This window comes from Pedobacter sp. N36a, assembly GCF_014472395.1.
Lineage (GTDB): Bacteria > Bacteroidota > Bacteroidia > Sphingobacteriales > Sphingobacteriaceae > Pedobacter.
The window spans coordinates 84,093-98,444 of sequence record NZ_JACSZW010000012.1 but is presented as its reverse complement, the minus strand read 5'-3'; the positions used below and the strand labels follow the sequence as shown (position 1 = coordinate 98,444).

The 14,352-nt window shown below is 37.7% G+C and carries 14 protein-coding genes; 8 read left to right on the top strand and 6 right to left on the bottom strand.

The genetic code is table 11. The features are described from left to right. Positions 1–37: 37 nt before the first annotated feature. Positions 38–928, bottom strand: a complete 891-nt coding sequence (locus H9X96_RS20005; RefSeq protein WP_187667979.1) for an SDR family oxidoreductase — start codon at positions 926–928, stop codon at positions 38–40. Between the two features lie 78 nt (positions 929–1,006). Beyond that, positions 1,007–1,588: a Crp/Fnr family transcriptional regulator gene (locus tag H9X96_RS20000; protein ID WP_187667978.1), complete on the bottom strand. Its 582-nt coding sequence runs from the start codon at positions 1,586–1,588 to the stop codon at positions 1,007–1,009. A 149-nt stretch (positions 1,589–1,737) separates the two neighbouring features. Here H9X96_RS20000 and H9X96_RS19995 point away from each other — a divergent pair, with 149 nt between their 5' ends. The 7 genes from H9X96_RS19995 to H9X96_RS19965 all read left to right on the top strand — a co-directional run bounded on the left by H9X96_RS19995 (position 1,738) and on the right by H9X96_RS19965 (position 8,963). After that, on the top strand, positions 1,738–2,175 hold the full coding sequence (locus H9X96_RS19995) for a MarR family winged helix-turn-helix transcriptional regulator (RefSeq protein ID WP_187667977.1): 438 nt from the start codon (positions 1,738–1,740) through the stop codon (positions 2,173–2,175). 351 nt (positions 2,176–2,526) lie between these two features. After that, positions 2,527–3,213 carry a type 1 glutamine amidotransferase domain-containing protein gene (locus tag H9X96_RS19990; protein WP_187667976.1) on the top strand — a complete coding sequence of 229 codons (687 nt, stop codon included), beginning with the start codon at positions 2,527–2,529 and terminating at the stop codon, positions 3,211–3,213. Positions 3,214–3,723: 510 nt separating this feature from the next. Beyond that, positions 3,724–3,915, top strand: coding sequence for a cold-shock protein (locus H9X96_RS19985; protein WP_187667975.1), 192 nt, complete (start codon positions 3,724–3,726; stop codon positions 3,913–3,915). 307 nt (positions 3,916–4,222) lie between these two features. Further along, positions 4,223–5,671 carry a PAS domain S-box protein gene (locus H9X96_RS19980; protein WP_187667974.1) on the top strand — a complete coding sequence of 483 codons (1,449 nt, stop codon included), beginning with the start codon at positions 4,223–4,225 and terminating at the stop codon, positions 5,669–5,671. Positions 5,672–5,930: 259 nt separating this feature from the next. Beyond that, positions 5,931–7,448: a PAS domain-containing sensor histidine kinase gene (locus H9X96_RS19975; RefSeq protein ID WP_187667973.1), complete on the top strand. Its 1,518-nt coding sequence runs from the start codon at positions 5,931–5,933 to the stop codon at positions 7,446–7,448. A gap of 4 nt (positions 7,449–7,452) precedes the next feature. Then, the gene (locus H9X96_RS19970; protein ID WP_187667972.1) at positions 7,453–7,809 is read left to right on the top strand and encodes a PleD family two-component system response regulator; all 357 of its coding nucleotides are present in this window, start codon (positions 7,453–7,455) and stop codon (positions 7,807–7,809) included. Between the two features lie 287 nt (positions 7,810–8,096). Further along, a complete protein-coding gene (locus H9X96_RS19965) occupies positions 8,097–8,963 on the top strand; it encodes an endonuclease/exonuclease/phosphatase family protein (protein WP_255431179.1) in 867 nt (288 codons plus the stop codon). A gap of 131 nt (positions 8,964–9,094) precedes the next feature. Here the strand turns inward: H9X96_RS19965 and H9X96_RS19960 are convergent, their stop codons facing one another. The 3 genes from H9X96_RS19960 to H9X96_RS19950 form a co-directional block, all read right to left on the bottom strand. Then, the gene (locus H9X96_RS19960) at positions 9,095–9,439 is read right to left on the bottom strand and encodes a hypothetical protein (protein WP_187667970.1); all 345 of its coding nucleotides are present in this window, start codon (positions 9,437–9,439) and stop codon (positions 9,095–9,097) included. A gap of 102 nt (positions 9,440–9,541) precedes the next feature. Beyond that, the gene (locus H9X96_RS19955; protein ID WP_187667969.1) at positions 9,542–9,685 is read right to left on the bottom strand and encodes a hypothetical protein; all 144 of its coding nucleotides are present in this window, start codon (positions 9,683–9,685) and stop codon (positions 9,542–9,544) included. A gap of 60 nt (positions 9,686–9,745) precedes the next feature. Beyond that, a complete protein-coding gene (locus H9X96_RS19950) occupies positions 9,746–10,507 on the bottom strand; it encodes a hypothetical protein (protein ID WP_187667968.1) in 762 nt (253 codons plus the stop codon). Between the two features lie 470 nt (positions 10,508–10,977). On the opposite strand from H9X96_RS19950, the gene H9X96_RS19945 reads away from it, so the two are divergent. Beyond that, on the top strand, positions 10,978–11,607 hold the full coding sequence (locus H9X96_RS19945) for a carbonic anhydrase family protein (protein ID WP_187667967.1): 630 nt from the start codon (positions 10,978–10,980) through the stop codon (positions 11,605–11,607). A gap of 262 nt (positions 11,608–11,869) precedes the next feature. On the opposite strand, the gene H9X96_RS19940 is transcribed toward H9X96_RS19945, so the two are convergent. Then, on the bottom strand, positions 11,870–14,254 hold the full coding sequence (locus tag H9X96_RS19940) for a TonB-dependent receptor domain-containing protein (protein WP_370576764.1): 2,385 nt from the start codon (positions 14,252–14,254) through the stop codon (positions 11,870–11,872). Between the last annotated feature and the right edge of the window lie 98 nt (positions 14,255–14,352).

Below are 14,352 nucleotides of genomic sequence, written 5' to 3'. Positions count from 1 at the left end.
CTTTGGATGAATTTGAATATTGAGATCTTTTTTGTAGTTAGTAGTCTAGTTCAGCCTTATGCTTTTCAATAAAATCAGCCCATTTAGTTGGTTGGCTACCGGTAATCTCCTGGAAGTTATTGAAAGTATCATCAGCACCGGGAATAGTTCCCGCAGCATAGCGTTTCCAGTGATCATATACACAACTCATATAAGCCATTTCTGCACCTGCATTATTCATCGACTGTAAAAAAACTTCAGGAGAAAGTGGTTGATAGTGGAACGGCTTTCCTACGATAGCAGTCATCATCACTGCCAATTCATGAAATGTTACCGCATCATAGCCTAACCTATAAGTCTGCGCTGAGTGAATTTCAGGATGTATTAAAGCTTCAGCAGCCACCTTCGCCACGTCTTCTACATCCACCCAACTTAAACGCGCACCTTCAACATAAGCGTGAATGACCCCATTTTGAATCGATTTTTTACCGCCATAACTCAATATGTTCTGCATAAATGTTTCTGGGCGTAAATGAGTAAAAGAAAATCCAGACCATTCTATATATCGTTCAATCAACTGATGCCATGCCCAATGTGCAACCGTAGTATCATCACGCCCACAAGCACCTAGATGAACAACATGACGAACACCAGCTTTTTTTGCGTTATCCAAGAAAGTTTTACTTTGTCGTAGCATATCAACCGTATAACCGGTAACCACAAAAACTCTATCAATATTTTTTAAAGCTGAGAGATGTGTACCCTCATCATTAAAATCAAAAATAACTGTAGCAATTCCTCTCTTGTTAAAAGCAACCGCCTTTTCTTGTGAGCGCACAGCCGCTATAATTTCAAGGTCTTGATTTGAAAGCAAAAAATCTATTGTTTTACTACCCACCTGACCGGTTGCCCCAGTGATAAGTATTTTTGGAACTTTTGTATTTGACATGAACCAAAATTACCTGTTATAAATAAGAGACCACTTGATCTAAATCATTAAATAGGCTTAACCCAGGTCAATAGAGTTTTACTTACCAAGTGCGATATTCTTCTTGATTCGACTTAAAGTTTCAGGAGCTATCCCCAAATATGAGGCAATCATATTTTGAGGAACCCTTTGAACAAGGGCTGGATTACTTTCTACAAATTTTATATATTTCTCCTGCGCAGTATGACTAATAGAACTAATTAACCTGCGCTCTTTAGTGAAAAGGCTGTTTTGAAAAAGGATACGAAAGTAGCGATCCATTATAGGAACTTTTAAAGTCATTTCCTCAAATGATTCCGACGATATCATTAAAATTTCAGTATCCTCTAAGGCCTCAATATTAATAACAGCATTTTCATGGGTAAAAAAGCTATGTATATCTGATGACCACCAGCCCTCCAATGCGAACATGTTTATATGTTCTAGGCCTTTATCGTCAACATTATAAGACATAAGCAAACCTTTCTCTACAAATGACAGGTATTTACAGACATCACCCTGTTGCAGCAAATACTGTTTTTTTCTGAGTTTTTTAGGAATAAAAAACGTCTTTAGGATATCCTTCTGGACCTCATTCAGTGACACCTTTTCCTGAATATGAGAAAAAAAAACTTCAAACATTTATATTAAAATTTACAAAATGAATCGTTTGATTAGAAAGCCTCAAAGTTAATTCTTTGGCATAAAGAATCAGGCAGTTGTCAGTGTTTCAAAACAAAGATGAAAGTTTAATGACCAAACATATCATCCATGGATGATATATTTGCTGTATGAAAATAGAGCAAGAGATAAAGCATATTTTTGTTAGTCCTCAGCAGCGCGCACTAACAAACATCATTTTCACTTCTAATTGGGTGTTGAACCGTATTGCTTCAGCATTAAAGCCCACAAACCTATCTCTTCAGCAATTCAACGTACTGAGCATTCTATATGGTCAACCCGAGCAAACTGCTACGGTGAATCTGATCACTGGGCGGTTAATCGACCGCATGCCAAATACCTCAAGACTGCTAAATAAACTGATGGATAAAGGATTAATTGAAAAAGAGAAAAACTCTAACGATCAACGTGTTGTTTATATAAAGTTAACCCCAGAAGGTGCCGTCTTAAAACAACAGGCACGAACCATTATTAATCGTATCCTTATCAATTTGGAGGATAAAGAAGCAGACATTTTAAATGAATTACTCGAAAAAGTAAGAAGTTAAAAAAATAAACAAATACCCATGAATAAAGTAATTCTGTTAAACAATCGTCCGGTTGGCAAACCTACTGCAGATGATTTCAAATTTATAGAAGAAAGATCCCCCTACCGGAGAGGAACAGGCTCCGTTGAATAAATAGCAAAGGTTGCAATTGAAAAAACTGTCGGATTTTTTCATTCCCTGGAGATAGACACCGAATTATCTGATTACACTCCTGCCTACGAAGGTACTGCAGAAAAAGTAGCTCAGCGCTTTACCAGGAGAGGCTGGCGGGGCTTAGGTGAACATAAAACACTTGCACCGGCAGACGCAGTGAAAATAGTAAAAATGAGTTATTAATTTTAAAAAAAAGTTATGAAAGTATTAATCGTATTGACATCCCACAGTGATTTAGGTGACACTGGACAAAAAACTGGTTTCTGGATAGAAGAATTTGCGGCACCTTACTATGTGATGGCTGATGCCGGAGTAGAGCTCAGTATCGCCTCACCTAAAGGTGGTCAGCCCCCAATAGACCCTAAAAGTGACAGTCCGGAAAATCAGACTCCTGCCACCAAACGCTTCCATGCAGATGAGGCACTGAAAGCAGCGCTAGCTAAGTCTTTAAAGTTAAGTGAAGTAAATGAAGGTGATTATGATGCTGTTTTCTATCCGGGTGGTCATGGTCCACTCTGGGATTTGGCCAATGATAAAGGTTCCATTTCTTTAATTGAGCGCTTTTACCAACACAACAAACCTATTGCTTTTGTATGTCATGCCCCTGCGGCACTAGTACAGGTAAAAACATCGAATGGCGAGCCATTAGTTAAAGGAAAACAAGTGACGGGTTTCTCAAATACAGAAGAAGAAGCTGTACAACTGACTAAAGTTGTTCCTTTCCTTTTAGAAGATGAACTGAAAAACTTAGGCGCAATTTATAGTAAAGGCGCTGATTGGAGTGCTTATGTAAAGAAAGACGGCTTACTGATTACCGGACAAAATCCAGGCTCATCTGAGGCAACGGCTAAACTGCTGCTTGAAACATTAAAGGCAGGTAATTAAGAACGGTACGAAGGCGGGAAATAAACGGTTGCAATCTATGGTATAAATCTGCCTACAGATGGTTGCTGCTTTAGCTTTTCTAATGGAATAAACTGTGTCTCTAAGTTAATCAGTAACTAGCGGACACAGTTTATTTACACCTCCTTTTGAACGACTACAGACATGGGAAAGAATCATCAAACTTTTAGAACAATAGGAGCCTTTATTAAGCGCCAAGATCATTCAGTTTTACTTATAGAAAAACTTTAAATGGATTTTATCCCTTTTACCAATCAAAGACTTTATCCGGCCAAAACCAGTCTTCAAGGATTTGTTATAAAATAGCCCCCTCACCGCACCCATTCGCTTGCCCGCAGTTGATAATGTCAAACCAAAAAGCACCTGCGCAAAAAATAATTTTATATTTTAAAATTATGACAAATTTTATTTTAAAAACAACTAGCGTTAAAAAATTTTATTTGACATTCCAATAAATTTTATTATATTTACATATAATTTAAATACAATATAATGCAACAAGGAACAGTAAAATTTTTCAATGAGACAAAAGGTTTTGGATTTATCGTACCAGCAAATGGTGATGGCGAAATCTTTGTTCATTCTTCAGGCTTAATGGAAGAAATTCGTGAGAACGATTCAGTAAGCTATGACATCGAGCAAGGTAGAAAAGGCTTAAATGCTATTAATGTTAAAATTAGCTAATTAGCTTTTCTTCACAGATAAGTAGAACACCCACCTTTGCAGGTGGGTGTTTTTTTTGTTTAATCATTCCTGAGACACTTAGATTTGTATCATGAACGGAATCCACCTGAAGTTCAATAGAGTATCTAATCCACCTTGAAGAAGCATTTTAACCTATCCATAACACCCAAAGAAATTTTAGTATTCCAAATCCTCAAAGAATTAAAATCCGCTACTGCGAAAGAATCAATAGAATCAAATTAAAACGTAATTTTGCCAATAGTGGGCATCGTTTCGCCCTTTCCTACCTTCCTTTATAAAAACAACTATGAGCACAATAAACTATCCGCATTTCAGTCTAGATTTTCATAAAAACATTTTAGAAAGCCTAGAAGATTATGGTGTATTTACTACTGACAAACAAGGAATTGTGACTAGTTGGAATAAAGGAGCCGAAAATGTGCTCGGCTATGTTGAGCAAGAAATATGCGGCCAGTCTGCCAAGATCATCTTCACAGATGAGGATCGCAAGAATGAAATTCCAGAACATGAATTCACAGAGGCAATGGAAAAAGGAAGAGGTCAGGACGAGCGATATCATCAAAGAAAAGATGGAAGTTTGTTTTGGGCCAGCGGTCTAGTTTTTCCTTTATATGACAATGACCAAAAGCATATTGGTTTTACCAAAATCCTTAGAAACCTAAGTAATCGCAAGCAGGCAGAAGAAGAAGTATTAGAAGCCAGAAAATATGCTCAAAGTATTGTCGAGACCTCTAAAGAACCCATTCTTATTTTAAATGCTGATTTGAGTATTAATTCTGCTAGTAAATCCTTTTTTAAGTTATTCAATTTAGACAAGCATGAAGTCGAAAACCTAAACCTGTTCGAGGTGCTGTCCAGATCTCTCGACCCCCAGGCGCTAAAAGAGCAAATGCAAAGTTATGACAGCTTCGAAAACCTCGAACTAATTCATCCTCAAAAAGAAACGGATGAAGAACATATATTACTGGTTTCCAGCCGCAAGGTTTTTCAAACATTCAAATCAATTGGCCAATTTCTACTCACATTTGAGGACGTCACCTTTGGACGCAAACTCGAGCAGGCCAAAGAAGATTTCATGAACATCGCCAGCCATGAACTCAAAACCCCCATTTCAGTGATCCGCTCCTATACACAATTACTAGGTCTGGAACTGAAAGGCAAAAGCAATGATCGGGTCAACAAAATTCTCAAACGAATTCTCCATCAGTCTGACCAGCTCAATAAGCTCACCTCGCTGCTGTTGGATGTTTCAGCCTTTAATGCCGGAAATATTAACCTCAACAAAGAACCTTTTGTATTGTTAGAATTGGTCCTGGAAATAGCTGCTGAAATAGCTGAAACTGCCAACCATCAAATCATACTGCAGGAAATCAGCGACGTCAGGGTAATGGCAGATCGCGCACGCATCGCACAGGCGATCACCAACTTGATAACTAATGCCATAAAATACTCACCTGATGCGGATACCATACACCTTAATCTACAGGTAGATGAAGGCAAAAAAAGCGTAAGGCTATCGGTTCAGGATTATGGCATAGGCATCTCTCTCCACAACCAACAAGACCTGTTCAAACGTTTTTCAAGATCAAATCATACAAAAGCGAGAAATATAGACGGTTTTGGTATGGGCTTGTATCTCTCTCAGGAGATCATTAAAGCACATCAGAGTCAAATAAGCATTATCAGTGATGGAGAAAACGGCTCCATATTCTATTTTGACCTAGATGTGATTTAAATATATTTACTATTAAGCCTGGTAATTGCTATGTCCCATTCTGACAATTTGATCTAGCTTTTCTTTCAGCTGCTCAACAGAAAATGGTTTCAGCAAAAAATCATCCAAATACAGCAGCTCTGGAACTTAGAAATGCAAGCTTAAGGGGATAAATTCAAAATTTAGCTTAATTAAAATAGTCAAAAAATGACCCTAATTTTTAGCCAGGCTAAACAAAACCAGCCTTGAAGGAGTTATTAGTTGTAAAATTTTAAGCCATTTGAATTTAGATCATATTATACCCGAGTCGCTTATTCTGGTCAAGGTACTAGAGGCGGCCAATACAGGAATTGTAATTACTGATAACCTGTTGCCCGATAACCCGATCATTTTCTGTAACCCTGCTTTTGAAGAAATTTCAGGTTACAGCCGCGCAGAAATCATAGGACATAATTGTCGATTCCTCCAAGATCAGGACAGAGATCAACAGGCACGTTTTACGATAAAACAGGCTTTAGCTGCAGGAAAAAACTGTGTAGTAGAAATTCGAAACTATAATAAACAAGGAAAGCTCTTCTACAATGAGCTGCATATTTCAGCAGTAAAAGATGCCTCGGGTCAAATCACCCATTTCATAGGAATTCAAAACGACATCAGCAAAAGGAAAAAGGCTGAACATGCGCTGGAAATGAATTTTAAAGAAATTGAGCAAAAAGTAGCCGAACGAACCCAGATGCTACAGCAAAGTGAAGAATATTTATCCAGCATAGTTGAAACCATTCGCGAAAGCCTGATCGTCATGGATAAAAACTACTATGTATTGAGCGCCAACCAGCACTTTCTAAATACCTTTAAAGTTTCCCTAAATGACACAAAAGGAAAACAATTATACGAACTTGGTAATGGTCAATGGAACATCCCAGAACTTAAAACCATGATGGAAGAAATCCTTCCCAACAACAATCCGGTATTAGATTATGAAGTAGAATATGAATTTCCACACATAGGTAGCAAATTGATGCTGCTTAATGCCCACCGCGTAGAGCTGGAAGGACAATTTAAAGACCGGATTTTACTGGCTATCGAGGACATTACTGAGCGAAAAGCTATTGAGCAGCGAAAAGATGATTTTCTGTCCATTGCAAGTCATGAACTTAAAACACCTTTAACCACCGTTGTTGGTTACATGCAGATGATCCAGAGGCTTATGCCTGAAAATGCTTCAGATAAATTCAGAACAGTAGTCAACAAGACAGGCAGCTATGTAGGTCGCCTGAACCAACTCCTGTCTGAGCTGTTGGATGTTTCCAGAATACAAAGCGGTAATATCGAATTGCATAAGGAACCATTTGATTTTGACAAAATGATCCTGGATACCATAGAGGGTATACAATCAGCCAGTCCATGCCATCAAATTACTATTAAAGGTAAAACAGGCATTTGTTATTATGGCGATGAATCCCATCTCATTCAAGTGCTAACCAATCTGATCAGTAACGCAATTAAATATTCACCAGAATCTAATATCGTTGAAGTCCATATCTCCAGAGTCAGTAATTTTATTAAAGTTTCCGTAAAAGACCATGGAATGGGCATTAAGGAAGAAGAATTGAAGAAAATCTTCCAGCGATTTTACCGAGTAGGTGAAATTCAAAAAAACTATCCCGGAATGGGCATAGGTTTGTATATCTGCGAGCAGATTATCAAAAACCATCAAGGTACCTTATGGGCAGAGAGTAAACCTGGAACAGGCGCCCTATTTAGCTTCACCCTACCGTTAAACCCTACAAAATCTTAAACAAATGGATAAGAAAGTAATGATTTGTGATGACGATAAAGGCATTCTTGAAATGATGGAACTAATTGTAGAAGATTTTGGTTATCGAGTTTGCACAGAAGCAAACAGCATGAAATTGATTAAAGCCATGGAAAGGGAAAAACCTGACATTCTATTACTGGACATTTGGATGCCCTTACTTTCGGGTGATCAAGTCTTAAAAAACCTCCGAGCAGATCCAAAATTCCAAAAGCTGCCGGTAATTATGTACTCTGCCAGCAATGATGGAGCGGCAATTGCAAAAAAAACAGGGGCAGATGACTATCTGCCCAAACCTTTTGATATTAATGTACTGATCGAGAAAATCCAAAAACTCCTATAAATACGACTCAGGTAGGCTTTATAAAAGCCTATCTTATGTTTTACTGAAAAGTAAGTAGGCATAATAATTGTCAGCACACCAGTATTTTTGGTTAAAAAACACGCATGAATATTTTTTTACTTTTTCTCAGTTGCATTCTTTTGTCATTTTCCCTGCTTTCTTTAATCAGAAATGATTACTGGATATTCAGAGTATTCGACTACCCTAGATTACAAAAATTTGTTACGACAGCAGCTACCTTAATTCTCGTTATTTTTTTTTATACTGAATACCTTCTACCGCAATGGATGCTAATAGGCTTACTATCGCTGAATCTGGCTTTTCTAGGCTATCAAATTATCCCTTTTACTCCATTTGGTAAAAAACACATTTTATGGAGTAAGAACTATATTTCTGGTCAGAGTATCAGCATTATCATCTCAAATGTATTTCAGGATAACACCAACTTCCAAGGCTGTCTTGATGTTTTAAGCAAAAATGAAGCGGACCTGATCTTATTACTGGAAACTAATAAAATCTGGGAGCAGCAGACAATCAGCCTTCAAAAAACACATCCGTTCCACTACCGCATACCTCAGGAAAACACCTATGGAATGATACTTTACTCAAAGTATGAACTTATTGGCCCGGAGCTGAAATTTCTTGTGGAAGACGACATCCCTTCTATACATACAAAAATTAGACTACCCTGTGGCCAAATCATACAACTTTATGCTTTACATCCAACTCCACCAGTACCCAATGAAAATCCAAGATCAACGGAGCGCGATAAAGAGCTATTACTTATTGCAGATATGGCTAAAGCCTGTTCTGATCCTGTCATTGTGATTGGAGATATGAATGATGTAGCCTGGAGCTATACTACAGAATTATTTCTTAAAATGAGCGGCTTACTTGATCCCAGACGCGGACGTGGATTTTATAATTCTTTTCATGCCCATTATCCTTTCATGCGCTTTCCATTAGATCATGCTTTTATTTCTACAGATTTCAAACTTCACAACATAAAAAGGCTACCGAATTTTAACTCCGACCATTTTCCAATTTACATTGAATTACAAAATGAACCCTCAGCAGAACTGCAGCAGCAAAGCATCAAAGCCAGCCCTGAGGATATAGCCATAGCCCAGGCAAAAAAACATGCAGTAACTTAAGATGTAAGAAAATAAATACCGGAAGCCCTTTAAGCATCATCGATGCATCGGTTTTCCACCAGACTTCCTGCGCTGATGGCCAGGATATAATTAGTACATAAAATGCAATAGCGATAAATAGCAATTAGTTATTATGGAAAAAAAGCAGTAGAAATCCGCTTATTATCAGCCCCTCCCCCAATTTGGGTTTCAACATACTCCATCAATATTACTCCTTCCGTCTCAAAACGCAGGTGGATATCCTTGAATTCCAAAACAATTCCCGGTTTCGCAGCATATACAGAGGGCAACCAACCGGCCAGATCAGCGTGCCGATTACATACTCCTGTCGGAAGAGTCATTCTGAAATTTACATGAAACTCCTTCACGGTCAACATTTCTTCTATTTCGTCTGGGACCATCTCAGCCCTAAACCATTTTCCAATCCGTTCATGGAAATGAACAATTTCATGCCTGGCCAATTCGTTTAAATTCAAATTTGTTAATATTTATTTTTCTTCAATTTTATCCCATACTATAAAGCCACTAATTCCAGCAATCCCAGTACCAGAAGCGCAATCATAAAGGCTTCAGTATAATTAGCGGCAGGGCAGAATACTAAAGAATAAGGTTCCGATCACTGCAACACCAAGGGCACTTCCCAGCTGGATTGCCTTGCTTACAATCCCTGCTGCCAAACCCGCGGTCGGAATAGGGATACCTGCCAGCACTGCATTTAACATAAAAGCTTATTTAATCACCAAACCTGCCTTTTTGCCAAAGACACGTAGGTATTCCGCTCTCTATCTCTGTCGAAATATGACTTCCCATACTGGCTCAAATTCTAATTTATCAAAGTCAAATTCGTGCATATTTTTTCCCTCATAACTGCCACTACTAAAAGTGTCTTGAATCGAATTATCAAAAGTCCACCTTCCAGCTTTCTCAGGTTTGCCCCATTTTCTTGTCTTCAATACTGTTGCCTTTGCGTTTATTCTTTCAGATAACGCTTTTAATATAGGTTTGGAATCGATCTTTAAATTCTTTCCAATTGCAATTACTATAAAATATCCAAATTTAATGTCGAGCTCTTTTTCAAAATCTCTTTCATTAGATATTGTAATATAAATATCTGGTGGTAATTGTCTTTTGTCGCAAATTGTCCAAATGGGATTCCAAAGTTCAAAATTGAGAAAGTGGCTTTCCATGTTATCAGGTATCGTCCATTTTCCGTGTGATTTTTCATCCCATTTCAGTCGTCCAAGTTTTATGTCTGAATGATATATAAATTCTTGGTTATCCTTTTTAGAAATTCGGTTTTCAGATTTGTATTTGACGACCCTAATTCCTGTTTCTCTGACACTTTCAGTTTGTTTTATTAGTAAGTCAAAATAGGGTTGAAAGTCAGATTTCCAATTGGCTGTAATCCAAGGCGATTCATTCTCATCACTCTGTCCGAAAATCAGATAGAAGTCATAGGGTCTGTTCTCCCAACTTGAACTGGCATTAGTAGCGTTTGCGAAAATGTCACAAAATCTATTTCTTAATTCCGTTATTAATTTCATATTCTGTCGGCTCTTCTTGGTTTCCTAATGGTAGCGCACAACGCCCTGGGACTACATTGGGTTTGAGACGAAATTAAGCTCATTCTTTGGATTTATCGACACACAAAACACAACTTATCGAAAAACAGAATTTTATATGGAAATAACAAGAATCCAAGAACTGAATTTAGCATCCGTTGTAATTTACCCGGTAATATTGACAACTAATGTAAACGTACTGTAATCAAATTAATTATCTATATCAAATTCCGAAATATTTCGAATCAGTTGTCATCATCAGAAAAAACGCTAACTTCTGGTTTAACTACGTTTTGGAAGAAAAATTTCCTTGCTATCTCCTAGTTTCAAAGCATCTTTAAATTTTGATCACCCACTGGTAAGACTAAAGTGGACATGCTAAATCAAAAAACAAAGCGATGCACTTTTAATTTTTTTAACTTTTTTATAGATTGCACAAAAAATTGGTAGAAATGAAAACGTTAACAAAAGAAGATCAGGAAGCTATAACTCCGATAATGGCTCTAAATTTATTGGAAGAGGGAAATAAACGTTTTGTTAATAACCTAAAAATTAACCGAAACCTTTTACAGCAAGCAAATGAAACCTCTGATAGCCAACATCCTTTTGCGGTAGTTTTAAGCTGTATAGACAGTCGTACATCTGCAGAATTAATTTTTGACCAAGGATTGGGTGATATTTTCAGTATCCGAATTGCTGGTAATATTATCAATGAAGATGTTTTAGGGAGCATGGAATTTGGTTGCAAAGTGGCAGGTGCAAAAATTATTGTTGTACTAGGTCACACGAAATGCGGAGCGATAAAAGGTGCATGCGATCATGTTGAGATGGGTAACCTAACTGCCTTACTCAGCAAAATCAGGCCTGCTGTTGATGATGAGCAAACCATAAAAGAGAACCGTAATTCCAGTAATAGTGAATTTATTGAAAAGGTAGCCGCCATAAATGTTAGCCGTTCAGTTAAATCGATAATAGAGCGTAGCCCCATTCTCAAAGAAATGGTAGAAGGTGGCCAGATCCAAATAGTAGGAGGCAATCATGATATTGCGACGGGAATAGTTACATTCATCCATGAAGGATAAGTGTTAATACCAGCACTAACCAATTCAACTGCCTATTTCAAATCGATACTTTCGGGATCGTAATCACCTACATCGATATCGTTATCCAAAGGTGCGGCAATGCCGAGGGATTCATTATATGAAGTGAAATCTTTCAAAATTTTCATTGGCAAAAAAGTCAGTTATCCGTTCTTTACATAGCTTCTTATCTTTGATCTGCCTCAACTCGGTCTATCCCATCTACTCAATAATAATTAGAAAACCGAGGAGCTAAATAGCTATCCTAGAACTCAAATATACAGCCAAATGAAGGTATCAGATTCCCTGATTTGGTATTCAAGATAAATGGAATGCCGTTTGAACCATTGCTTTGTATTGGCTGCCCATCAGTTGTTAAAAAACCGCTATTATCTTCTGTTCTTTTAAAGGTATATTTTGGAAAATTGTCATTTTCATTTTTAAGAATATTTTGTATATCTATATAAAAATTCAAAGCCGTCTTTCTAAAATTCAAGCGCTTATCAATACGAAAATCCAGTTGACTGAATGATGATAACCTTTCGGCATTTAACTGACTGTAATCTGCAATTCCTGTGCCCAGTGTTAAATAGTTTTGCTGGGATGCCTGCAAATCAAATGGCGTGTAGGGCGATCCTCCCGCATAGCGGTATTTCAATCCTAAATCCCAATTGCGTTTTAATTTATAACCCAATGTAAGTGACAATAAATGCCTGTTATCCCATGATGATGAGATCAGTTGCTGATTCAATCCAGAAAATTTACTGACCACATAGGAATAACTTGCCACATAAAAAAAATTACGAACCAGTTTTTGCTGCACAAATAGTTCCACACCATAGGTTTCCCCCTCTCCTACACTGAGTACCTGCTCACTGCCAACAGAAGCATATTCTGCGCCCTGATTGGCAAGAGAAGTTCCATTGGCTACAGAGACCGGGTAATTGCTGTACTGCTTGTAAAAAGTCTCCAAAGTAAATCTCAAATCATTTCTAGGCAAAAACTGGGTGCCAAGCACATAATGTGTCGATTGGATATAATCCATATTTTTATTCAGGGCTGCGCCATTTTTATCCAGATAACCCAGCATAGTATAAGTGGGAATTTTGAAATAGGTCCCCACTGAAGCGCTTACATCCCATTTTGAACTGAGGTGATAAGCCAAAGATAATCTGGGAGAAAGCGTTTTTAACGGATCATTCCCACTATCGGTAAAACTATTCAGGTCAGTACGAATACCTGCAGAAAACAATAATTTTTCATTAAAAATGTTTTTTGAAGCCTGAAAAAATGCACCATATTTCCAAAATTCCATGTCATTATTGAACCTGATTACCTTTTGCGCCACAACCACTTCCCCCTGGGAATTGGTGATTTCATTGGACACTTTATTAAACAAATCTGCTTTGTAGCCAACCAGTTGAGCCATTAATCCGGCAGACAGCTTCCAGCCATTTAGGAATTTATTGATGTCGAATCTAAACTTATTTTCAGTTTCCCGAGATTGAACTTTCAGACTCCTTTTGCTTTCCTGCTTTAGTTCATCCTCGAATTTATCCAGATTATTATCAAATACATTTCGGCTGAGTGTAAAGTTCAAATAGCCATTTTCAATCTGATGGTTCAAATTAAAACCAGCAGTATAATTCCACTGATTGATATAAGGTGTAGAACGCAGCACATAAGTATTTTCCAAGGTCGACTTTTTAGTTGCTGCAAAACTAAAGCGATCGATGGCACCCAGACCTATAGCGGTAAGCTTGGTTTTAGCATTAAATCTATGCGTAACCTTATATTGAAAATCATCAAAATCAGGTCTGATAGGTAAATCAATCAATTTAAATAAAAAACTGAGATAAGATTTGCGGGCCGAGGCTAGAAATGTAGTGTTTCTAGACAACGGTCCTTCTAAAGTTAGTGCAGTTTCAGTAAAACTAACCCTTGCATTACCGGACAATCTTTCCGAATTGCCTTCTCTTTGCCTGATCACAAAAGTAGAAGCCAAAGGGTTGTCGTATCTGGAATCAAAAGCTGAAGAGCTCAGTTTTAAACTCTCAATAAAAGAAACATTGAGTATACCCTGAGCACCTCCCGAACTGCCCTGGGTTTGAAAATGATTCAATACCGGAATCTCTATCCCATCCAGGTAATAGACATTTTCATTTGGAGCTCCACCCCTTATGATGATATCGTTCCGTTCACCAACTCCATTACTGATGCCCACTCCCGGAAGTGTCTGAACCACTTTAGACACATCAAAATTACCCCCCGGACTGCTTTTTATTTCTTCTGCTGTTAATTGCTGCACAGATAGAGGGGTAACCATATCAGTGGCAACAGCCGACTTTCCTCTACTAAAACTGATGTTAACCTCTTTTAAATTATTCAACTGAGGCTGGAGCTCAAAATTGACCAATTGCGGATTCCCACTACCCACCACTATATTATATTTCATCTGAGCTATATATCCGACAAGACTGGCAGAAACTTTATAGGTCCCTACCGGAACACTCATACGGAAACGGCCTGAGGTATCGCTCAGTGTTGAAATTGATAAACCATCAACCGTAAGTGTAACTCCGGAAAGGGATTTACCAGTGTTCATATCTTGTACAACTCCTGTTAACAATCCTCTTTGCTGGGAAAACACGGGATTAGAAGTAAATAAAGCGGCTATAATTATGAAGTATCTAATTGTCAATTTCAAAATTTTAAAGGGTTACTAAAACAGTCATCAAATATATAAAT

Excerpts from the sequence above, each read along its gene's own strand:
- H9X96_RS19980 (WP_187667974.1), top strand. The coding sequence starts at position 4,223 with ATGAGCACAATAAACTATCCGCATTTCAGTCTAGATTTTCATAAAAAC.
- H9X96_RS19995 (WP_187667977.1), top strand. The coding sequence starts at position 1,738 with ATGAAAATAGAGCAAGAGATAAAGCATATTTTTGTTAGTCCTCAGCAG.
- H9X96_RS20005 (WP_187667979.1), bottom strand. The coding sequence starts at position 928 with ATGTCAAATACAAAAGTTCCAAAAATACTTATCACTGGGGCAACCGGT.
- H9X96_RS19990 (WP_187667976.1), top strand. The coding sequence starts at position 2,527 with ATGAAAGTATTAATCGTATTGACATCCCACAGTGATTTAGGTGACACT.
- H9X96_RS20000 (WP_187667978.1), bottom strand. The coding sequence starts at position 1,588 with ATGTTTGAAGTTTTTTTTTCTCATATTCAGGAAAAGGTGTCACTGAAT.
- H9X96_RS19945 (WP_187667967.1), top strand. The coding sequence starts at position 10,978 with ATGAAAACGTTAACAAAAGAAGATCAGGAAGCTATAACTCCGATAATG.
- H9X96_RS19965 (WP_255431179.1), top strand. The coding sequence starts at position 8,097 with ATGCTAATAGGCTTACTATCGCTGAATCTGGCTTTTCTAGGCTATCAA.
- H9X96_RS19970 (WP_187667972.1), top strand. The coding sequence starts at position 7,453 with ATGGATAAGAAAGTAATGATTTGTGATGACGATAAAGGCATTCTTGAA.
- H9X96_RS19950 (WP_187667968.1), bottom strand. The coding sequence starts at position 10,507 with ATGAAATTAATAACGGAATTAAGAAATAGATTTTGTGACATTTTCGCA.
- H9X96_RS19955 (WP_187667969.1), bottom strand. The coding sequence starts at position 9,685 with ATGTTAAATGCAGTGCTGGCAGGTATCCCTATTCCGACCGCGGGTTTG.
- H9X96_RS19985 (WP_187667975.1), top strand. The coding sequence starts at position 3,724 with ATGCAACAAGGAACAGTAAAATTTTTCAATGAGACAAAAGGTTTTGGA.